This is a genomic window from Raskinella chloraquaticus (SeqCode), assembly GCF_021731865.1.
In the GTDB taxonomy this organism is placed as follows: Bacteria; Pseudomonadota; Alphaproteobacteria; order Rhizobiales; family UBA4765; genus Raskinella; species Raskinella chloraquaticus.
In genome coordinates this window covers 1-19,405 of record NZ_JAKFWN010000007.1, presented here as the reverse complement: position 1 = coordinate 19,405, position 19,405 = coordinate 1, and the positions used below count along the sequence as shown (strand labels likewise).

At 60.9% G+C, this 19,405-nt stretch carries 20 protein-coding genes; 6 read left to right on the top strand and 14 right to left on the bottom strand.

The window, feature by feature from the left end; all coding sequences use genetic code 11:
- Positions 1-23: 23 nt before the first annotated feature.
- The 5 genes from ACINK1_RS04035 to ACINK1_RS04015 all read right to left on the bottom strand — a co-directional run bounded on the left by ACINK1_RS04035 (position 24) and on the right by ACINK1_RS04015 (position 4,920).
- Positions 24-998, bottom strand: a complete 975-nt coding sequence (locus tag ACINK1_RS04035) for a TAXI family TRAP transporter solute-binding subunit (protein ID WP_376802802.1) — start codon at positions 996-998, stop codon at positions 24-26.
- Between the two features lie 84 nt (positions 999-1,082).
- Complete coding sequence (locus ACINK1_RS04030) at positions 1,083-2,312, bottom strand: threonine ammonia-lyase (protein WP_376802987.1); 1,230 nt, start codon at positions 2,310-2,312, stop codon at positions 1,083-1,085.
- Positions 2,313-2,317: 5 nt separating this feature from the next.
- Positions 2,318-3,679, bottom strand: a complete 1,362-nt coding sequence (locus ACINK1_RS04025) for a branched-chain amino acid ABC transporter permease (protein ID WP_376802801.1) — start codon at positions 3,677-3,679, stop codon at positions 2,318-2,320.
- A gap of 27 nt (positions 3,680-3,706) precedes the next feature.
- Complete coding sequence (locus tag ACINK1_RS04020; protein WP_376802800.1) at positions 3,707-4,453, bottom strand: glycerophosphodiester phosphodiesterase family protein; 747 nt, start codon at positions 4,451-4,453, stop codon at positions 3,707-3,709.
- Positions 4,453-4,920, bottom strand: coding sequence for a RidA family protein (locus ACINK1_RS04015; protein WP_376802799.1), 468 nt, complete (start codon positions 4,918-4,920; stop codon positions 4,453-4,455). The genes ACINK1_RS04020 and ACINK1_RS04015 overlap by 1 nt, the downstream gene beginning before the upstream one ends.
- Before the next feature lie 179 nt (positions 4,921-5,099).
- Here ACINK1_RS04015 and ACINK1_RS04010 point away from each other — a divergent pair, with 179 nt between their 5' ends.
- A complete protein-coding gene (locus tag ACINK1_RS04010) occupies positions 5,100-5,912 on the top strand; it encodes an EipB family protein (RefSeq protein WP_395759980.1) in 813 nt (270 codons plus the stop codon).
- A 3-nt stretch (positions 5,913-5,915) separates the two neighbouring features.
- Here the strand turns inward: ACINK1_RS04010 and ACINK1_RS04005 are convergent, their stop codons facing one another.
- On the bottom strand, positions 5,916-7,178 hold the full coding sequence (locus tag ACINK1_RS04005) for a DNA polymerase IV (protein ID WP_376802797.1): 1,263 nt from the start codon (positions 7,176-7,178) through the stop codon (positions 5,916-5,918).
- A 69-nt stretch (positions 7,179-7,247) separates the two neighbouring features.
- Positions 7,248-7,547 (bottom strand): DUF3572 domain-containing protein, encoded by a 300-nt coding sequence (locus ACINK1_RS04000; RefSeq protein WP_376802796.1) that lies wholly within the window; start codon positions 7,545-7,547, stop codon positions 7,248-7,250.
- Positions 7,548-7,641: 94 nt separating this feature from the next.
- On the opposite strand from ACINK1_RS04000, the gene ACINK1_RS03995 reads away from it, so the two are divergent.
- The 4 genes from ACINK1_RS03995 to ACINK1_RS03980 all read left to right on the top strand — a co-directional run bounded on the left by ACINK1_RS03995 (position 7,642) and on the right by ACINK1_RS03980 (position 10,612).
- On the top strand, positions 7,642-8,016 hold the full coding sequence (locus ACINK1_RS03995) for a response regulator (RefSeq protein ID WP_376802804.1): 375 nt from the start codon (positions 7,642-7,644) through the stop codon (positions 8,014-8,016).
- A gap of 15 nt (positions 8,017-8,031) precedes the next feature.
- On the top strand, positions 8,032-9,405 hold the full coding sequence (locus tag ACINK1_RS03990) for a PleD family two-component system response regulator (protein WP_376802795.1): 1,374 nt from the start codon (positions 8,032-8,034) through the stop codon (positions 9,403-9,405).
- Positions 9,406-9,523: 118 nt separating this feature from the next.
- Positions 9,524-10,198, top strand: a complete 675-nt coding sequence (locus tag ACINK1_RS03985) for a DUF2336 domain-containing protein (RefSeq protein WP_395759979.1) — start codon at positions 9,524-9,526, stop codon at positions 10,196-10,198.
- Between the two features lie 135 nt (positions 10,199-10,333).
- Positions 10,334-10,612, top strand: coding sequence for a hypothetical protein (locus ACINK1_RS03980; RefSeq protein ID WP_395759978.1), 279 nt, complete (start codon positions 10,334-10,336; stop codon positions 10,610-10,612).
- Between the two features lie 119 nt (positions 10,613-10,731).
- On the opposite strand, the gene rpmG is transcribed toward ACINK1_RS03980, so the two are convergent.
- From rpmG to topA, 6 genes are all read right to left on the bottom strand, one after another.
- Positions 10,732-10,899, bottom strand: coding sequence for a 50S ribosomal protein L33 (rpmG, locus tag ACINK1_RS03975; RefSeq protein WP_376802793.1), 168 nt, complete (start codon positions 10,897-10,899; stop codon positions 10,732-10,734).
- Between the two features lie 68 nt (positions 10,900-10,967).
- Positions 10,968-12,104: an MFS transporter gene (locus ACINK1_RS03970; RefSeq protein ID WP_376802792.1), complete on the bottom strand. Its 1,137-nt coding sequence runs from the start codon at positions 12,102-12,104 to the stop codon at positions 10,968-10,970.
- A gap of 61 nt (positions 12,105-12,165) precedes the next feature.
- Positions 12,166-12,909 carry an NUDIX hydrolase gene (locus ACINK1_RS03965; RefSeq protein WP_376802791.1) on the bottom strand — a complete coding sequence of 248 codons (744 nt, stop codon included), beginning with the start codon at positions 12,907-12,909 and terminating at the stop codon, positions 12,166-12,168.
- Entirely contained in the window at positions 12,906-13,325 is a 420-nt protein-coding gene (locus tag ACINK1_RS03960) for a DUF983 domain-containing protein (protein WP_376802790.1), read from the bottom strand. Before ACINK1_RS03960 ends, ACINK1_RS03965 begins: the two co-directional genes overlap by 4 nt.
- Positions 13,306-15,483 carry a ribonuclease R family protein gene (locus ACINK1_RS03955; protein WP_376802789.1) on the bottom strand — a complete coding sequence of 726 codons (2,178 nt, stop codon included), beginning with the start codon at positions 15,481-15,483 and terminating at the stop codon, positions 13,306-13,308. Before ACINK1_RS03955 ends, ACINK1_RS03960 begins: the two co-directional genes overlap by 20 nt.
- The gene (topA, locus tag ACINK1_RS03950) at positions 15,480-18,122 is read right to left on the bottom strand and encodes a type I DNA topoisomerase (protein WP_376802788.1); all 2,643 of its coding nucleotides are present in this window, start codon (positions 18,120-18,122) and stop codon (positions 15,480-15,482) included. The genes ACINK1_RS03955 and topA overlap by 4 nt, the downstream gene beginning before the upstream one ends.
- Before the next feature lie 234 nt (positions 18,123-18,356).
- On the opposite strand from topA, the gene ACINK1_RS03945 reads away from it, so the two are divergent.
- Positions 18,357-18,530, top strand: a complete 174-nt coding sequence (locus ACINK1_RS03945) for a hypothetical protein (RefSeq protein ID WP_376802787.1) — start codon at positions 18,357-18,359, stop codon at positions 18,528-18,530.
- A 9-nt stretch (positions 18,531-18,539) separates the two neighbouring features.
- Here ACINK1_RS03945 and dprA read toward each other — a convergent pair.
- Positions 18,540-19,405, bottom strand: an 866-nt coding sequence (gene dprA, locus ACINK1_RS03940) for a DNA-processing protein DprA (protein ID WP_395759977.1), incomplete at its 5' end; no start/stop codon positions are given.

The following is a 19,405-nucleotide window of genomic DNA, read 5'->3' as shown; positions in this document are numbered from 1 at the left end:
GCTGCCCCGCGTCGCTCTGCGGCCTATTTGATCAGGCCTGCTTCCTTGTAAAAGCGCAGCGCCCCGTCATGGAGTGGCACGCCACCGATGCCGGCAAGCGCCGTCTCCGGGCGGATGACCTTGCCTTTGGCATGGCCGATATCAAGCACGGCGCGCGTCTTGTTGCTCCACAGCGCCTTCGTCACCGCATAGACGAGATCGTTGGTCAGCTTCGACGACGTCACCCAATGGGCGCCAACGGCAAGCGTGTCGACGGCGCCAACTCCGGTATAGATGCCGGCTGGAATGTTATCGGCGGAGAAGAAGGGCAGATCCTTGCGCAGCTTCTCTGCCTGCGGCCCCGAGATCGGCAGCAGTTCGATCCCTGAACCGGTGGTCGCGAGCTCCGAGATGGCGGCTGCCGGGTAGCCGCCGGTGAAGAAGAAGGCGTCGACCGTGCCATCCTTCATCTTGTCGGCGGCCTGGTTTGGTTTCACGTATTCTGCCGTGATGTCCTTTTCGCTGATGCCAAAGGCGGCGAGGATTGCTTTGGCGTTGACCAGAGTGCCTGAACCGGGCTCGTCAAGCGACACGCGCTTTCCCTTGAGGTCGGCAACCGATTTGGCAATTCCCTTGCGGACAACCAGATGCACCGATTCGGGATAGAGATTGGCAATCGAGCGCAGATCTTCCAGCCGTGGCTTGCCTTCGAAAATGCCTGTACCGGAATAGGCCCAGTAGGCGACATCGGCCTGGCTGAACCCCGATTCAATCTGTCCGCCGGCGATACCGTTGACATTGGCAACCGAGCCATTGCTTGCCACCGCCGTTGCCACCAGTTTCGGTGGTTCCGAAATGGCGTTGGCGATCATGCCGCCGACCGGGTAATAGGTGCCGGCCGTGCCACCTGTCCCGATACGAAAAAAGGCTGGCGCCTGCGCCATCAACCGGCCCGAACCGAGTGTCATGACACCTGCTGCACCACACAGCCTCAAGAGGTCGCGCTTGCTGAAATGCATCTTATTCTCCTGTGTTGACTGGCCACTTAAGTCAGGTCCGACAAAAGCATGGCATCTTGCCAGATGTAACGGAAGGCTTGACGATCAAAAACCTGCTTCGCCCGCGTGGATGCGTGTCACCGTGTAGCCTCGCTTTGTCAATTCGCGGGCAATATCCGCGGCATGATCGCCGTCGCGGGTTTCGATGGTGACATCTATCGACGCCCCCTTGGCCGGAACGTCGAGAAAGAGGCGGCGGTGCTCCACCTCGAGAATATTGGCACCAAGCGTACCAAGGACGCTGGTGATGGTGCCCAGCTCGCCGGGCCGGTCCGAAATCTGCAAGCGGAAGGCGACGATTTTTTCCTCACGCTCCAACGCCCGCACCATCACTGAAGCGGCGATCCGCGGATCGATATTGCCGCCACAAAGGACCAGGCCGACCTTGCAACCGCGAAATTCATGCGGTTCACGCATCATCGCCGCAAGGCCCGCAGCGCCGGCGCCTTCCGCCATCGTCTTTTGCAAGGTGAGGAAGGCGTTCACCGCCCGCTCGATATCGGTTTCCGACACCAGGATGAGCTGATCCATCAACGCTCCGAGAACGGCAACGCCGAGCGCCCCCACATTCTTCACCGCGATGCCTTCGGCCAGCGTCTGCCCCCCGCATTGCGCTATTTCGCCTTTCAGTGCCGCATCAAGCGAGGGGTAGAGTTCGCTCTCCACACCGATGATGCGGATGTCAGGTTTGCGCGACTTTGCCGCCACCGCAATGCCGGCCGCGAGCCCTCCGCCACCGACCGGGATCACCAGCGTGTCGAGATCGGGACAGGCATCAAGCATCTCGAGGCCGATCGTGCCCTGTCCAGCCGCAATCAGCACATCGTCATAGGGGTGGACGAGAACGAGCGCATGCTCCTGCCGTAGCGCCTCCATGCGGATCTGGCTTTCCGCCAGCGTTTCGCCAAACAACACGACTTGCGCGCCGAAGGCACGCGTCGAGGCTACTTTGACGAAAGGCGTTGTCTCCGGCATGACGATGGTGGCGGGAATGCCGAGCCGCTGCGCGTGATAGGCCAGCGCCTGCGCGTGATTGCCAGCCGACATGGCGATGACGCCGCGCCGGCGCTCATCGGCACTGAGTGCCGACAGACGATTGACCGCGCCACGCTCCTTGAACGAATTCGTGACCTGCAGGTTCTCATATTTGACCCAGATATCCGCGCCGATGAGATTGCTGAGACGGCGCGCTGGCAGGCATGGCGTTGGCAGAACGGCGCCGGCAATCGTTGCTTGTGCACGAAGGATATCATCTATCGTCAAAGGAAGAGCCAAAGGCGTCAAACCTCGCGCGGTGTTGGGGCGGCAATGCCGAGGATACCGCCAGGCCTCACAACCAGTATGATCGAGAGCACGCAGTAGACGGCGACGTCGCGGGATTCAATCGAAAGATAGGCCGACCACAGCCCTTCGAACAAGCCAAGCGCGAGCCCACCCACCAGTGCACCACCGAGCGAACCGATACCGCCGAGGATCGCGGCGATGATCGCCTTGAGCCCGAGCGTGGTGCCAAGGGAGTAATGGGCATTGCCATAGGCAAGCGTGATGATCGCCCCGCATGCACCCGATAACAGCCCGGCGCCGATCATCGTCCGCGAAAGCATGCCGGCAGGCGAGACCCCGCACAGGGCGGCCGCGAGACGATCCTCCGACAAGGCCCGCCAGGATAGTCCAAAGCGCGTCCAGCGCATGATCGCCAGGGTCGCGAGTGCGAGCGACAGCCCCGCCGCCACGACCACGGCCTGCATGGCGGTGACATGGACCGGAAACCTGTCGCCGATGAACAGAATGTGCGGGGCCGCGAGGATCGGGCTGATCCATTGATTGCCGGCTCCTTGCGTGACGCGCAGCCCTTCCTGGATCACCAGCTCAACGCCGATGGTTGCCACCAGCAACATGCGCCCCGGTTGCTCGACGAGCGGATTGACGACCATGCTTGTCAGGCTGCGGGCCGCAAGCGCTGAACAGATGACGCCGGCAAGCACGCCGAGCGTGATCGCCACCGCCGGACCACCGCCTAGCACCAGCGCCGCCCCCAGGCTCGAAACCACCGCATAGGAGCCGATGACGGCGATATCGCCAAAGGCCAGATTGATGCGATGGCTCAGGCCGTAAAGCAGCGAGTAGGCGGTGGCGAGCAAGGTGAGGATCGCCGTCCACGGCAAGGCGTTGAGCAGTGCCTGCGTCAGATAGGCAAAACGCCCTGATATCCCGTTGCCGGGGCCGATGATGATCCTCGCGCGGCTTTCGGCCGAATTTTCTTGTGAATTGATAAAAAATCGACGGAGGAAAAAAAGCTGCGCCTCATTGAGTTGCCCCTCGTCGCTTTCGACTGCGACGAGGTCGGGCTGTTCCTGCCCTTGCGTGAGAGTACCGCTGAAGGCGCAGGCAACAAAGCGCGGCCTCTCCGCTCCGTCCGGGTCGATGGCGGTGAAGGGCACGCGGACACTGTTGCGTCCGTTCTGCTGGGCAGGTGACAGACGCAGCTTTACCGAGGACGGCTCGAAAGCGGGCACGATCTCCGCGCACAGCCGTGCCATCTGCGTATCCGGCCCGTTGCAGCCACCAAGGAACAGCAGAGCGGCAAGCGCCAAACCCCGCCACGTGACACAGGTTCGTGAGAACTGCGTTCTAGCCATCATCTCGCACGATAGCGCCAAACACGCGGCTCAGGGAACAAAGCCTTCAAAGATCATCTGGTCGGCGTGCGTTGCGGCGATCAGGCGCTGCGCCTCGTCGCGCACCGTCCAGGTCAGCAGCGGTATGCCTAGCTGCGCCGTGAGCGTCGTGCAGGCGGGCGAGGGCAGGTGGCGAACATTATAGGCGATAAAATCAGGCGGTGAACCATAGGCATCATCGATCTGGCTCAGACCGTATTTTCGCCCCGCGCTGAGCGAGGACCATTCAGCGTGATCGCCGTAGACCTCCGATACGATGCCAACGGGACGTCGCAGGCGGTGCGCGCGCACCTGGCGGGCGGCCAACGGGTCAAACGACATGAGCGCCACCGGCCCGTGATAGTTCTGAAGCGCCTTCGCGACAGCCGCGACCAGCGCCGCCGCGCCGTCAAAGCGCGATTTGATTTCGATGAAAAGAGGCACCTGAGCGGCGATGACGTCGAGAAATTGCGCCAGCGTCGGGATGATCGCCTCGCTCCCGCCCAGTCTCATCGCCCCCAGTTCGGCGGCGCTTTTCGCGCTCACCTCGCCCTCACGCCCGGTCAGGCGATCAAGCGTGAAATCATGGAACACCATGGCTGTCCCGCAGGCGGCCCGTTGCACGTCGCATTCGATGGCAAAGCCCCTGGCGATGGCAGCCTGTGCTGCCTCAAGCGAATTCTCGATAATGCCGTGAGAGCGCGCATGCAGGCCGCGATGGGCGATCGGCTGCGCCGTCAGCCAGGATGTTGAGCGCATCAGCGCACCTCGAAGATGGCTTCAACTTCAACCGCCGCATCGAAGGGCAGGGCAGGGGCGCCGACCGCAAAACGGGCATGGCGGCCGGCATCGCCAAGGGCGGCAACCATGAGATCGGAGGCGCCATTGATCACCGCCGGCTGCTGCACGAATTCAGGGGTGCCGGCCACAAAGCCGCCAAGCTTGACGCAGCGCGTGATGCGTTCGATGTCGCCATCAAGAGCGGCAGCGGCCTGCGCCAGCAGATTGATGGCGCACAGGCGCGCGGCGCGTAGCCCGTCCTCGAGCGAAACGCCTGCGCCGAGTTTGCCGGTGACGGCAATCTTGCCATCGACCATCGGCAATTGTCCGGAGATGAAAAGCAGCGCGCCCGATCGCACGGCAGGAACATAATTGGCAAGCGGAGCAGCCGGCTTGGGCAGGGTGATACCAAGCGCCAGCAGGCGTGAACTGTGCGTTCCGGTCATGATCTCGTCTCCTTCTGAGGATTTCATTTAGGTTGATGCGCGTGTCAGTCTCGACAATCAGCTATGAGTGAGAGGCGATTCGTCGTCAATAATCTGCCAGAGTGACTGTACGACACTGCCGGCATCAGCAATGAGAGGATAAAACGATGCGTAGCTGGCTCCGATTGGCCGCCTTGGTCATGGCTGTTGGCTCCTTGCCGGCACGCGCCGACGACGGCGAGGCGCTGCGCGCTGGTTATCTTCCCCATCGCGCGGTCTATGATCTCGTGCTGATACCGGGTCGCGATCCTGACAAGAGCCCGGTTCAGGCGGGGCGCGCCCGCATGCTATATGAATTCCGGGGTAATCAGTGCGAGGGCTGGTCGACAACGACCCGTCTGCTGACCGAATTGACACCGCAGGAGGGAAATCCGCAAATCTCGGATATCCGCTCCAGCACGTTTGAAAATCCGCTCACGAAAGAGTTTCGCTTCCTGACCAGCAGCACCGTTGACGGAGCGCTGCGGGAAGAGGCGGATGGCACAGCCATCCAGGACAAAGCAGGTCAGTTGAAGATCGCCCTGAAGAAGCCGTCAAAGCGCGACGTCAGCCCGGGCCCGGATATTGTCTATCCCACCCAGCATCTGACCTTGCTGCTGATCGCAGCCAAATCGGCACAGACCGTGGTTGAAGCTGATTTGTTCGATGGCAGCGAGAATGGCGATAAAATTTATTCCACCACGGCAATTATTGGTCGCGGACGGGTGACCCCGCTGCCGGACGGAGATGCCGGCGCCATTCCTGAGCTTCGCGGCAAGCCGCGTTGGCCATTCACCGTTTCCTTCTTTGATCGTGCCGCCAAGGGCGGCGGCGAACAGACGCCGCTCTATGATCTGGCCGTGGAAATCTACGAAAACGGCATCACGCAGTCGATGACGCTGAACTATTCGTCGTTCTCGATGAAGGGCAAGCTCGCAAAATTGGAATTATTACCGATAACGCCCTGCAAATAATGCTTATTTCTGGTCTCGCAGCGCGCGGCCGGAATGAATCGCCGCCTGCCCGAAGCGGGCGCGGATGCTGTCCAGCGCCCCTTCCGCCCGCTTCTGTTTGTCACGCTTGGGCTCGATCAGATCGAGCGGGTCGGCGTGTGCGGCAGGACACAGATCACTGAGGACCACCCCGATCAGGCGGTAGCGCGTACCATCGCATTCAGGCGCCAGGAGATCGCGGGCTACTTCGTCGATGCGGTGCGCAAGATTGGTCGCGTCGGCCAAATGGCGAGAGCGGGTCCGTTGCTTGAAATCAGCGCTCTTGAGTTTCAGCGTGACGACCTGACCCGCCAGAGATTTGGCCTTGAGGCGCTGCGCGACCTTCTCGCTGAGCCGCCACAGGATCGCTTCAAGTCCCGCCTGATCACTCAGATTGGTATGAAACGTGGTTTCAGCCGAGATCGATTTGTCCGCCTGATCAGGATCGACGCGCCGCGCATCCTCGCCATGTGACAGAGCAGCAAGCCTGCCGCCCATGGCGCCATAGCGGGCATGGAGCGTGGCATGGTCGAGCTTTTGCAGATCGCCGATCGTTCGCAACCCATCGGCCTTCAACCGATCGGCGAGCGATTTGCCGACACCCCACAGGAAGGATACCGGCCGCGGCGCCAGGAAGGCGGGCGCCTCCTCATGGGAGAGAATCGAAAAGCCGCGCGGCTTATCGAGGTCGGAGGCGATTTTTGCCAGAAATTTGCGGTTCGACAGGCCAATCGACACCGTGATCCCGATCTCTTTTTCAACCCGGCCGGCGAAGCCGGCAAGCGTTCGTGCCGGCACGCCACCATGCAACTCCCCAGTGCCGGAGAGATCAAGAAAGGCTTCATCAATCGAGATCGGCTCAACCAGGGGTGTCAGTGTCTGCATCAATTGGCGCACCTCGCGTCCCACAGCGGCATATTTACGCATGTTGGGTGGAAGCACGACGGCATCGGGACAAAGCGCGCGCGCCTTGAACATCGGCATTGCCGAGCGCACGCCTGCAATGCGCGCAATATAGCAGGCCGTCGACACCACACCCCGTGTGCCGCCACCGATGATGAGCGGAACGTCGGCAAGCGCCGGGTTGTCGCGCTTTTCGACGGCGGCATAAAATGCATCGCAATCAACATGGGCAATCGACAGAGCGGCGAGCTGGGCATGGACGACGAGGCGCGGCGAGCCGCAAACGTCACAGCGCCGCAGCCGGACATCCGAGAGCGCGAGACAGTCGCGACACAGCGTTGCCATCAGTTTGGCATCATAACAAAACGTGCAACGATTCTCATGCCGTTTTGCTTCAATGAATGGGTCCTGACCCTAGCTTGTTGCCTCTGCCGCCGGACCAGTCAGTTGCACATGCGCTTTTGCCACCACCTCAGGCGCAAGACCTGCTGATTGAGCAAACGTGATCAACAACGCCTCATCGCTGCACAGATAGGCCAGCACCTGGCCAAGGAATACCGGCTCGCGCGCCGATTGGCGTAAATTATGCGGGCCAAGGCCGGTGAGGGACAGAAATCGCCCCAGACGTTCCGGTTCGCTTGCCAGAAACGACAGTGCGGTTATGGCGATTTCCTCAGCATGAACGCTATGGCGATCTGATGGTTTGTGCAGCATTGCGGCAATCCTTACGGTTCCTAAAGAGTCTTCGCGTATCGTGTTGCGTGGAGAAGGGCCAGCGTCGGGCTCGGCGGGCCTTTGGGGATACGTGATGGCAAAAACTGTGCTCATTGTGGAAGACAACGAGCTGAATATGAAGCTCTTCCATGACCTCCTGGAAGCCAATGGCTATCGCACATTGCAGACGCGCAATGGCAAGGATGCGCTGGGTCTCGCCCGCCAGCATCGCCCCGACCTCATTCTCATGGACATTCAGCTGCCTGAAATTTCCGGCCTGCAGGTCACTGAGGAAATCAAGCGCGACGAAGAGTTGCGCTCGATTCCGGTGATCGCGGTCACCGCTTTCGCCATGAAGGGCGATGAAGAGCGCATTCGCGCCGGTGGCTGCGAAGCTTACATTTCCAAACCGATTTCGATCGCCAAATTTATTGAGACTGTCCGTCAGTTTTTAGGTCCCGCTACATAAAGCACGAGGTAAGCGATGACCGCACAGGTTCTCGTTGTCGATGATATACTGGCCAACGTAAAGCTGCTGGAAGCGCGGCTTAACGCCGAATATTTCGACGTCCTCACCGCCATGTCCGGCCCTGACGCCCTGGCGATCTGCGAACGATCACAATGCGATATCATCCTTCTTGACGTCATGATGCCCGGCATGGACGGCTTTGAGGTGTGCCGCCACCTCAAATCCAATCCGCGCACGCACCATATCCCCGTCATCATGGTCACGGCGTTGGACCAGGTGGGGGACCGCGTGCGGGGCCTTGAAGCGGGTGCCGATGATTTTCTGACCAAGCCGGTATCGGATACGGCGCTGATTACCAGGGTGCGTTCGCTGGTGCGGCTGAAACAGCTGACAGATGAATTGCGCTTGCGCGCGGCAACCACCCAGGACCTTGGTTTCAACACCCCCGAGCGCAGCTTTGCCGAAATCGACGGCAATCATGGCAAATTGCTGCTGGTTGACGATCGACGCTCCTCTTCCGAGCGCTTTGCCCAGACGTTACGTTCGCGCCACCAGATTGATGTCGAGGAAAAGCCGCAGGAAGCTCTTTTTCGTATCGCTGAAGGCGATTACGAACTTGCGATCGTCAGCATGGCATTAAGTGACTTTGATCCGCTTCGCCTGTGCAGTCAGATTCGCTCGATCGAGCGCGTGCGTCATTTGCCTATTCTGGTCCTGATCGACCATGAAGAGGAGGGCCGCCTCATGCGGGCCCTCGATATGGGCGTTAATGATTATCTTGTGCGCCCGATCGACAAGAACGAAATGCTCGCCCGGGTGTCGACTCAGATCCGCCGCAAGCGTTTCGGCGATCGGCTGAGCCAGGCTGTCCAGGATTCGATGGAACTGGCGATCACCGACGGGCTGACGGGCCTTCACAATCGACGCTATATGGAAAACCACATCAACACCCTCGTTCACGATGCGACGGCGCGCGGCAAGGATCTGTCGGTTCTCATTCTTGATCTCGACTATTTCAAGTCGGTCAACGACAGTTACGGCCATCAGGCAGGCGATGATGTCTTGCGCGAATTTGCCCGTCGCCTGCGCAAATCCGTGCGCGGCGTCGACCTTGTGTGCCGTTACGGTGGCGAGGAATTCGTCGTCATTATGCCCGAAACCAATACCGGACTTGCCTATACGGTGGCGGAACGTATCCGCGAGCGTATCGCTGCCGCGCCGTTTGCCATAACCGGACGCACGCGTGAAATTCCGGTGACCATTTCGGTTGGTATTGCCAGCCTGAATGACACAACGCAGACGGCGGAAGCCCTGCTGGAGCGCGCCGACCATGCCCTTTATGCAGCCAAGCGCGACGGGCGCAATCGCGTCGTTGCGGAGGCCGCCTGAACGCTATCTGTATCGTCTCATTCTCTTAGGCTTTTGACGGGATCGATCAAATTTGAACCGCCTTATTCACCGCTTCCAAAGCTCCTTATGCTAGACGTCCGGGAGGTGGACGGGAAAAATGACGCAAGCTCTGTGGCGTAATCTTGAAGATTTGGCGCGACGCAACTCCAGCGGCGATCGCGCAGCCCTGCTGCAACGCTTGGCTGATTTGTTGATGCGCGGCAATATCAGCCGCGATGCGATGATCGTTGACTTGTTTGAAGATATTGTCTGTCGCGTACTCGACCAGGTAAATCCGAAAGAAAAAATTGAATTCGCAGAACGCGTTGGCCCTGAAGCGCTGACGCCGCGGCGGGTCGTCATGGAACTCGCTAATGATATCGTTTCGGTGGCTGAACCGGTGCTGCGCTATTCGCCTAATTTGAGCGAAAAAGACCTGATCGATATTGCCGAGAATACCGGGCCGGCGCATCTTGAGGTGATCGCTCGTCGGATCTTTCTCTCCAGGGATCTGACCGATATTCTGGTGGCGCGTGGCCAGATGATGGTCCATCGCGCGATTGCCGCCAATGACGGCGCGCAGATCAGCGATGGCGCTTTCCACGTGCTGCTTGACGGCGCACAGGGCGACACCGTCTTGCAGGAGCTGATGGCGTTGCGTCCCAACCTGCCGCAGGCTGTCCGTGATCGCCTGGTTCCGATACTTGCGCAGGAAGTCCGCCGACGCCTGTCATCGCGCTGGTCCAGCATACCCGCCGCCAAGATCAGCAATGCGCTTGATGCTGAAGTCTAGCAGCTGATTGAACGCGTCGAGGCGATATCGGATGATCACGCTGCCTTCGTCAACCTCCAGGCGGGCATCGAAGATGGTGTTCTGACGCTCGACGAAGCCATCCGTCAGGCTTGTCGCCTTAATCGTCATGATTGGTTGATCGACCTGGTGGCAGCAGCCGGCAGCAGTGAGCGATCAAGCGTTCTCACCGTGCTGTTGATGCGCGAAAACCGGCCTCTGACGGTCATGCTGCGGGCGCTGGGTATCAGCGGCGAGAGTTTCCGCGCCGTACTCGACATGCGTGCCAGACATCTGCGGGTCGGCAGCAACGATCCCCGGCTGGTTGTAGAGTACGAAGCGCTCGATCCAGGCGCTGCCGCCGCCATTTTGCGCAAGCATCACGGCAATCCCATGCTGGTACCGACGCGCGCCTAGAGAAGGCCGCGAAAAAAGCGAAACCGGATTTTCGCTGACAGCATGTCAGAACAATAAGACAAGAGCAGATTGCAATTCCGCTTGAACGCAATCGGCACTAGGCGCGGGCGCCCGCCAGATCACTTGATCTTGGCTTCCTTGAACTCGACATGCTTGCGCACGACCGGATCGTACTTCTTGACCGACATTTTCTCAGTCTGGGTCCGCGAATTCTTCTTGGTGACATAATAATAGCCGGTGTCGGCTGTCGACACGAGCTTGATCTTGATGGTCACGGCCTTGGCCATAGCCTTGGTCCTTCACATGAACGGGCTGAAAACAGGAGCGAAGTGTCTCGCGGAAAGTTGCGGCGAAGTCAAGCACGCCGAAGCACATGACCGCCAATGATCAGCGCATAGATACCGGCCATGCTTGAAATCGCGTAAATAAAGCCGTTTGCGCCGATCGTCTGGAACAAAAGCCCTGTCACGGGCGGACCAATCAGCATACCGGCCGCGTAGTTGAGGATAAATGCGGAGTTTGCCGCAGCCAGATCCGGACCGTCGAATGTCTTGCTGAGATTGGCGAGCCCGACAGTGTAGATGCCGCCGACCACGCCGCCCCAGCAGAAGATGCCGAAAAACAGCCAGGCGGCGCTGCCGGCAAGCGCTGGTGCGATCAATGTGCCGAGGGCACCGATGCCCGCACAGACCAGCATCAGCATGGGTCGGTTGAGGCGATCGGCGAGCAGGCCGATCGGGATCTGGCACACGACATTCCCCAATCCACCGCACGTCAGCAACAGTGCCGCCATCGCCGGCGACAGGCCGACACGCTCGCCCCATAGCGGCAGAAAGGAGAAGCCGGAACTTTCAATGGCTCCAAAGAAGAAGGCCGCCGACACCGCAGCCGGTGAGCGCCTGAAGATGGCAAACAGACCGGAGCCCGAGGCGTTGTGCGCATGGATCGGCGCGCGATCGGAACTGGCCAGTATCGGTAAAAGACCAAGGAGGAACAGAGCAGCGCCGACGTAATAGGGCACATTCCCCTCGCTGCCCAGCAGGCTGAGAATGGCAGGCCCTATGGCAAAACCAAGTGACAGAAACGTCGCATAAACGCCCATGATGAAACCACGGCGGCGATCCTCGGCGATCGCCGAGATCCAGTATTCGGAGACGATAAACAGGCTCGTCAGGCAGCCGCCGAGGATGAAGCGCAACACCAGCCAGGCAAGGCTCGACGTCAACACTGTGAAGCCTAGAACCGTTGCAGCCAGGATCAAGATCGAGATCGTCAGCAGGTGGCGCGGCCCGAAGAGGGCAAGCAGGCGCGGTATCATGAAAGCGGTGAGGATTGCCGCCAGCGCCTGAACGGCCGTGTGCAGGCCGATGGTGAACCCGCTCGCCCCGTACCGGTCGAGGGCGATTGACAGGAGCGGGATCATCAATGCCAGGCCGATCCCGACGATGGAGATGGCGGAAATGATGCTGCCAAGTTTGGCAGAGGTGGGCATCGAGGCGGGAGCGGGGAGGGTCAAGCGGGGTGCGATCTGGCTGGAAGCAAATGTCTCGTGATCAACCGATATGCCGCAATTGCTTGTTGCCGCGATTGAAATAATAGGTCGTGGGTTGCGATGGATGGCGCCAGTCAGGCATCGCCAGGCGCTTTTCCACGTCGTCCAGGATGAGGCGGGTGATGAAGGGCAGGGGTTTGGCCCGTGCGGCTTCAAGCGACAGCCATTCCGTGGCCTCAAGATCAGTATCAGGGCGCTGGTCGTCGGGCAGTGTCACCGCAACCGCCTTGCGCTCGGCCAGAAAGAAGCGTGTATCAAAGCGGCGCGGGCGCCCCGGTGGCGTGATTGCACGGCAGAAAAAGACAAGATCATCGATATCGGGTGTGACGCCATGCGTGTCGAAGGCCTGCCAGTCCGGATTGGGAATGCGGGCCGGCTTTGCCTGGCGCCCCAGCAGCACGCCGGCCTCCTCATAGGTCTCGCGCACAGCGCACAGACAGATTGCCTTGAGGCGCGCTTCGCCGGCTCGCGGGCCATGCAGGCTGTGCTTCGCGATTGTCTGCGCCGACAGGCTGCCGCGATGATCCATGCGCCCATCGGCGCCGTCGACCCGCCCGCCAGGAAAAACGTAAAGCCCGGGCATGAAGCGCAAGGTCGATTTGCGCCTGCCCATGAGAATGGACAGAGGAGCGCCGGGCTTGGCGTCGACGAGGATGAGGGTCGCTGCATCGCGCGGGCGCAGATAGGGATTGCGCGTCTCAGATTCCGTCTTGTCGGCAAATATGGGACGCAGGACTTCACTCATGATGTCGTCTCGGAGGTATGCGAGAAGCCGTGCATACGGTTGGCCCATTGGAAACCGATGATCGCCCCCTTCACCGGAGGCAGAAGCAGCAGGCCGCACAGGATCGTCAGCGGGATCCACAGAGAGAAATGCACCCATAGCGGCGGATGCAGGGTTTTCTCCAGCGTCAGCGCACCGGCAACCAGAATGTGACCGACGATGGTGATCACCACATAAGGCGGCGCGTCATCGGCCTGCTGGGCCGACATGTTCTCGCCGCACACGGCACATGCGTTGACCGCCGTGGTAAAGCTCGAAAAAAGCCTCCCCTTGCCGCAATGCGGACAGAGCAGACGCATGCCGCGCAGAACCGCCTGCCGCAGGTCACGGGTACCGGCAGCGCCCTCGGCACCTCCATTATTCGTCATCCACGACATGTCGACCCGCCCCGCTTGCTGAACCATCGGCGCCGCGTCGCGCCTTGCCAGACTTTATAACAGAAGACTTGCCGCGCCGCTCGGCAGTTTGGCTAGATGACGGCCTGGACGCGCCACTCCTAGGCTCCTGGCGTGACGCCGGCAAGACCTCGAAACGTAAGGCACCGGCAATGGCCTGTGCCTCGATAAGCCTCACCTCGATCATGTCGCCCTGTCGCCATGTCGTCTTGCTGCGCCTGCCGCTGATTTCGCGCCGCTTTTCATCAACCTTGAAGTCATCGCGCCCGAGCATTGCCATCGGCACCAGACCATCCGCCCCGCTGTCAACCAGCGTCACGAAGAGGCCCGCCCGCGTCAGGCCGCTGATGCGCGCTGAAAACACTGCCCCTACCTGGTCGGCAAGCGAGGTCGCGATGATGCGGTCATTTGTCTCGCGCTCGGCCAGTGTCGCGCGCCGCTCGGCCAGCGTCGTCTGGAGGGCGATCTGTTCGAGTTCCGCCTCAGGCAGCCCTTGCCCCGTATCGCTGCCAAGGCGATAGGCGCGCACGAGTGCACGATGCGCCGTCAAATCGGCATATCGACGGATAGGTGATGTAAAATGAGCATATCGCCCGAGATTAAGTCCGAAATGCCCGAGGTTGTGAGTGGAATATTCGGCCTGAGCCTGGGTGCGCAGGACCGCTTCGTTGACCAGAAGTTCAACCGGCAAGCCGCGCACCTTTTCCAGCGCCCGGTTGAAGAGCGCCGGTTTCAGCACCCCGCCCTTGGCAAACGGAATATCAAGTGTCGACAGAAAATCGCGCAGCGAGGACAGGCGGTCGAGCGATGGTTGATCATGGACCCGGTAGATAAGTGGCTGGCGCTTGGCTTCCAGGAGTTCGGCAGCCGCCACATTGGCCGCGATCATGAATTCTTCGATCAGGCGATGGGCGTCAAGTCGTGGTGGAACGACCACCCGGTCGAGCGATCCATCGGCTTTCAGCAGCAGCTTGCGCTCGGCCAGATCAAGCGCCAGCGGGGAGCGCTTGTTGCGCGCCTGCGCCAGTGCGCCGTAGGCGGCCCATAATGGCCGCAGCAAAGTGTCAAGCACATGCGCAGTAATGTCCGTCGGCTCGCCGTCGATTGCCGCCTGCGCTTGCGGGTAACTCAGCTTGGCGACGGAGCGCATGAGGATGCGGTGGAGGCTTTGGCCGCGCTTACTCCCGCCGGCATCAATGATCATGCGGATGGCGAGCGCCGCGCGGTCTTCATCAGGGCGCAGCGAACACAGACCGTTGGACAGGTGCTCGGGCAACATCGGCACCACCTGGTCGGGAAAATAGATCGAGTTGCCACGCTCCCTCGCTTCAAGATCAAGCAGACTACCGGCGGGCACGAAGGCCGACACGTCGGCGATCGCTACCGTGATAACAAATCCGCCAGGATTGGCAGGATCGCTGTCGGCGCTGGCATGCACCGCATCGTCATGATCGCGTGCGTCCGCTGGATCGATGGTAACCAGCGGCAGCGCCCGCCAATCCTCGCGCGGCCCGGCAGACAGGCGGGCAGCCTCTGCCTCGGCAAGCGCCTCGGCGCTGAACCGGTAGGGCAGCCCATGCTGGGCAATGGCGATGAGCGACAATGCCTTCGCCCCTTCCAGGCGCCCCAAAATATCGCTGACCTTCGCCATCGGCCGCGAGGCGCGTGGCGCTGTAATTGTTTCAAAGGCGACCAGATCACCGTCGCTGGCACCGTGCAAATCGTCCGACCTGATCCCCCAGCTCCAGCCTGCCGCGCGCTTTTCGATCGCCACGACCTGCGCCCCGCCACGGCTGTCGAGCCGCACCAGTCCAACCCGGCGCTCGCTGGCGCGGCTGATCTTTTTCAACACCCGCCCGACATAGCCGACACCCTCGCGCGTCGAGCGATGAAGGCGAAGCAGCACCACATCGCCGAGCCTAGGTGCAGGGCCCGCCCGCCGCTGCGACGAGGCAATCACGGCAATGCGCGGCGCCGGCCCATGCAATGCGACGTTCCACTCGACCGCCTCGGCGATCAGATCGCCATCCTTATCACGGCCAGTGAGCTTGGCGGTGATAACCGGCGGCGGAGAAGCGCCTGGCAAGGATGGCGAGCGATTGCGGACGCCGCGCGGTGGCTGGCGCCTTCGCTCCTTCACGCCGGCTCCGCCGCACCGGCCTTGCGCTTGCGCACCGGCTTTTTGGCAACGCTTGCCTTGGTCGTGCTCTTTGATGCTCTCGCGGACGTTTTCTTGGCGGTTTTGCCGCCGCCGCTGTCCCGCTTCGCGTCAACCAGCTTCACCGCCGCTGCCAGATCGAAGCTGTCCTTGTCACTGCCATTGGGCAACGTCGCGTTCACCCCGTCATGGGCGACATAGGGACCGTAGCGTCCCTCATGCAGCACAACATCCTGCCCGAGTGTCGGGTGCACGCCCAGCACCTTGCCCGGCGCCCGCTGGTTGCGTCCCCGGCCGGGGCCTTTGGCGAGCTTTTCGGCAAGCACTGTCACGGCGCGATTGAGGCCGATCTCGAAGACTTCATCGGCTGATGCGAGATTGGCGTAGGTCTTGCCATGCTGGATATAAGGCCCATAGCGGCCGAGATTGGCGATGATCATCTCGCCTGATTCCGGGTGGAGGCCGACATCGCGCGGCAGCGCCAGCAGCCTGAGCGCGATCTCAAGCGGCAGCGTTACCGGTTCATAGCCTTTGGGAATGCTGGAGCGCTTGGGCTTCTCGCCCTCGCCAAGCTGTACATAGGGCCCGAACCGTCCATCGCGCAATGTGACGGCTTCTCCGCTCACCGGGTCAATGCCGAGTTTCTTGATGCCGGGCGTATCGCCATCGCCTGCAATTCCGCCATTCTTCTCGCCGTCAGGCTGAACCAGCGGCCGGGTGAAGCGGCATTCAGGATAGTTTGAGCAACCAATAAAGGCGCCGAATTTGCCAAGCTTCAGCGATAGCCGCCCGGTGCCGCAGGTCTGGCAGGTCCGGGCATCGCCACCGCCCTCGCGCGGCGGGAAGATATGAGGCCCAAGCTGTTCCTCGAGCGCCGTGATCACTTCGCCGATGCGCAAATTCTTGGTGGCATCGACATTGGTCGAAAAATCCTGCCAGAAATCGCGCAGCACCTGCCGCCAGTCGATTTCCCCCGCCGAGATGCGGTCAAGCTGTTCCTCGAGCGCGGCGGTGAAATCGAACTCCACATATTTGTGGAAGAAATTCTGCAGAAAGACGGTGACCAGGCGTCCTTTGTCTTCCGCATAAAGGCGTTTCTTGTCGGTGCGCACATAATTGCGCTCACGCAACACGTTCAGCGTCGAGGCATAGGTCGAAGGGCGACCAATGCCCAGCTCCTCCATGCGCTTCACCAGCGAGGCTTCGGTGAAGCGCGGCGGTGGCTCGGTGAAATGCTGCTTGGCGTCGATGGTGACGAGCTTTGGCGTTTCGCCAGCCGTCATCGCCGGCAGACGCTTGTTCTCGTCATCCTCATCATCATCGCGCCCTTCCTGATAGAGCTTCAGGAAGCCATCGAATGTGATGACGCTGCCGGTGGCGCGCAGGTCGAGCGAAGCGCCATCGACATTGGCGGTGATGCTCACGGTTGTCCGTTCGAGGAGAGCAGATTCCATCTGGCTCGCCAGCGCCCTCGTCCATATCAGCTCGTAGAGGCGGGCTTCATCCGACTGTACCGCCTTGTTGACCTCGCGCGGCAACCGCGACAGCTCGGTCGGGCGGATCGCCTCATGGGCTTCCTGAGCGTTCTTGGCTTTCGTCGAATAGGCCCGCGGAACACCTGGCACATAGCTGTTGCCATAGAGCCTGGCGATGACGCCGCGCGCCTGGCCGATCGCCTCGCCGGCCATCTGCACGCCATCGGTGCGCATATAGGTGATGAGGCCGACGGTTTCGCCACCGACCTCGATACCCTCATAGAGCCTCTGGGCAATCTGCATGGTGCGTTGCGGGGAAAGCCCGAGCTTGCGCGAGGCTTCCTGCTGCAGGGTGGAGGTGGTGAAGGGCGGGGAGGGGTGACGCTTCACCGGCTTGGCTTCCACAGTGTCGATCCGGTAGGCCGCCTTTTCCAGGCGGGCTTTCAGTCCCATCGCCTGTTCTTCATTGGCGATATCTAGGCGCTGCAGCTTCTTGCCATTGGCTGCGACCAGCCGGGCCATGAACGCCTCGCCACGCGGCGTCATCATATTGGCGCCGACATCCCAGTATTCCTGCGCAATGAAGCGCTCGATCTCCGCTTCGCGGTCACACACGAGCCGCAGCGCCACCGATTGCACCCGGCCTGCCGAACGCGCCCCCGGCAGCTTTCGCCACAGCACGGGCGAGAGGGTAAATCCGACCAGATAATCCAGCGCGCGGCGTGCCAGATAAGCATCAACCAGCGCTGCGTCGATCTGGCGCGGATGGGCCATGGCTTCGAGCACCGCGGATTTGGTAACGGCGTTGAACGCAACCCGCTCGATCGCGACGCCTGCCAGGACCTTCTTGGAGCGCAGGAACTCAAGCACATGCCAGGAAATGGCCTCGCCCTCGCGGTCGGGGTCGGTTGCAAGGATAAGACGTGTCGCTCCGCCCTTGAGTGCCCGCACAATATCGGCCAGCCGTTTTTCAGATTTGCTGTCGACTGCCCACGACATGGCAAAATCTTCATCGGGCCTGACGGACCCGTCTTTTGCAGGCAGGTCGCGGACATGACCATAGGAGGCCAGGACCTGAAAATCCTGACCTAAATATTTATTGATCGTCTTCGCCTTGGCCGGGCTTTCGACTACAACGACGTTCATACAGGTAACCGTTCCGGTTGATTTTCAGATGAAGGGCGCTCAGGCGCTGCGGCGGCGGACCATGTCGCGACGACCGCTCGCTGTCAAATCGCGGGCTGCGGACGCGCAGCGTCAGTCCCACATTCCGACATGATCAACGGCGTTCTTTTGATTTAACAACATATCCTTTTGGTTGTTTTTTAAAATTAACACACGTTATAATTGCGCAGATGAAATTTCACCGCGCAGGTGCCCATGGCGGTTATCCAGATGCAGTCGAACGAAAGATATCGGACGGCCTCCTATCTTGCTGAAATGCTTGGTGAGCTGAAGGCTTTGGCGATGGCCGCTCGTCTTCATGATTTGGCATATTTGACCGCTCTTGCCGAGGCCGAGGCAAAACTGCACGTGCCAGACGATCCGAGATGACGCCAGCCCTCACGACAGCAGCGAGATGCGGTTTCCCCGCAAACGTTCGATCCGGCCCGCAAGTTCCAGCTCCAGCAAGATGACGTTGACGAAGGCGGGCTGGAGGCCGGTTTCACGAATCAACGTGTCGATGTCGACTGGAGCAGGTCCGAGAGCATTGATCAGCCGGGCACGATCGGTTTCCGGCGGCTCGTGATCGGCCACCTCCGGCTCATCGCTGCGAAAGACAATCGGAACACTGGCCTTCCAGTCACGTGGCGTGATCGCCCGCAAATGCTCCAGCACATCTTCGGCATTCGATGTCATCGTCGCCCCCTCCTTGATGAGACGATTGGTCCCGGCGGCTCTCGGGTCAAGAGGCGAACCGGGAACAGCGAAGACCTCGCGGCCAAATTCATTAGCGAGCCGCGCGGTTATCAGCGAGCCGGACCGCTCTGCCGCTTCCACCACCACGACGCCAAGTGCCACGCCGGCAATGATGCGGTTGCGCCGGGGAAAATCCCTGGCCTGCGCCTGCCAGCCAAAGGGCATTTCGGAAATGATCGCTCCCTTATCGCTGATCTGCTCATAAAGCTTGCGGTGTTCGCTGGGGTAAACCTGATCAACGCCGCCGGCGAGTATGGCGACGGTGCCGTTCGCAAGGGAGGCTTCATGCGCTGCCGCGTCGATGCCGCGCGCGAGGCCTGAGGCGACGACGTAGCCTTGAGCACCCAGATCTTCGGCAAGTTGACGGGCAAACCGTCTGCCGAGGGCGGATGCGTTGCGTGAACCGACGATTGATACGATCATGCGCCGGACGATATCGCCCCGCCCGCGTATCGCCAGTAACGGAGGCGGCGCGTCAACAAAGGCAAGGGCTGCAGGATAATCTGTCT

What these genes read in the sequence shown, in the direction of transcription:
- ACINK1_RS04035 (WP_376802802.1), bottom strand. Translation starts at nt 998, where the DNA reads ATGCATTTCAGCAAGCGCGACCTCTTGAGGCTGTGTGGTGCAGCAGGT.
- ACINK1_RS04025 (WP_376802801.1), bottom strand. Translation starts at nt 3,679, where the DNA reads ATGATGGCTAGAACGCAGTTCTCACGAACCTGTGTCACGTGGCGGGGT.
- ACINK1_RS04020 (WP_376802800.1), bottom strand. Translation starts at nt 4,453, where the DNA reads ATGCGCTCAACATCCTGGCTGACGGCGCAGCCGATCGCCCATCGCGGC.
- ACINK1_RS04015 (WP_376802799.1), bottom strand. Translation starts at nt 4,920, where the DNA reads ATGACCGGAACGCACAGTTCACGCCTGCTGGCGCTTGGTATCACCCTG.
- ACINK1_RS04010 (WP_395759980.1), top strand. Translation starts at nt 5,100, where the DNA reads ATGGCTGTTGGCTCCTTGCCGGCACGCGCCGACGACGGCGAGGCGCTG.
- ACINK1_RS04005 (WP_376802797.1), bottom strand. Translation starts at nt 7,178, where the DNA reads ATGGCAACGCTGTGTCGCGACTGTCTCGCGCTCTCGGATGTCCGGCTG.
- ACINK1_RS04000 (WP_376802796.1), bottom strand. Translation starts at nt 7,547, where the DNA reads ATGCTGCACAAACCATCAGATCGCCATAGCGTTCATGCTGAGGAAATC.
- ACINK1_RS03995 (WP_376802804.1), top strand. Translation starts at nt 7,642, where the DNA reads ATGGCAAAAACTGTGCTCATTGTGGAAGACAACGAGCTGAATATGAAG.
- ACINK1_RS03990 (WP_376802795.1), top strand. Translation starts at nt 8,032, where the DNA reads ATGACCGCACAGGTTCTCGTTGTCGATGATATACTGGCCAACGTAAAG.
- ACINK1_RS03985 (WP_395759979.1), top strand. Translation starts at nt 9,524, where the DNA reads ATGACGCAAGCTCTGTGGCGTAATCTTGAAGATTTGGCGCGACGCAAC.
- rpmG (WP_376802793.1), bottom strand. Translation starts at nt 10,899, where the DNA reads ATGGCCAAGGCCGTGACCATCAAGATCAAGCTCGTGTCGACAGCCGAC.
- ACINK1_RS03970 (WP_376802792.1), bottom strand. Translation starts at nt 12,104, where the DNA reads ATGCCCACCTCTGCCAAACTTGGCAGCATCATTTCCGCCATCTCCATC.
- ACINK1_RS03965 (WP_376802791.1), bottom strand. Translation starts at nt 12,909, where the DNA reads ATGAGTGAAGTCCTGCGTCCCATATTTGCCGACAAGACGGAATCTGAG.
- ACINK1_RS03960 (WP_376802790.1), bottom strand. Translation starts at nt 13,325, where the DNA reads ATGTCGTGGATGACGAATAATGGAGGTGCCGAGGGCGCTGCCGGTACC.
- topA (WP_376802788.1), bottom strand. Translation starts at nt 18,122, where the DNA reads ATGAACGTCGTTGTAGTCGAAAGCCCGGCCAAGGCGAAGACGATCAAT.
- ACINK1_RS03945 (WP_376802787.1), top strand. Translation starts at nt 18,357, where the DNA reads ATGGCGGTTATCCAGATGCAGTCGAACGAAAGATATCGGACGGCCTCC.